The following is a 334-nucleotide window of genomic DNA, read 5'->3' on the forward strand; positions in this document are numbered from 1 at the left end:
GGCACAGGACGTTGATCGCGTGTTCAAGAAAGTTAAACGCTCGCTCTCCAAGCATGGCCACAAGCTGGGGGATGTGGTTCTCGTCGATCGGGGCCATGTTACCGAGGTCGGCCGTGGACACGGTGCTGTCGAAGGCCTGTTCATCATCGACAGCATTGGCGAAAAGGGCGTCACGCTGGCGCAGGAGCCCGGAACTCCGCTCGGTATCGCCAACGCCACGGATGGCGGCATTGCGCGTCTCAAGTCAGAAGGTCGTATCGTTCACAACGTCGATCCTGCGGCGCTAGTCAAGCCGAACAAGGCACAGAAGACGAGCCGTGGCACCGAATGGGAT

General features: G+C 59.9%; 1 protein-coding gene. It reads left to right on the plus strand.

From position 1 onward, the window contains the following. Positions 1–19: 19 nt before the first annotated feature. Positions 20–334: hypothetical protein (locus AC1RPJ_RS08025; protein ID WP_481762884.1), on the plus strand; the 315-nt coding region annotated here is incomplete at its 3' end.

The sequence above is a fragment of the Dellaglioa sp. CoH-57-MRSF-17 genome, from assembly GCF_056782015.1.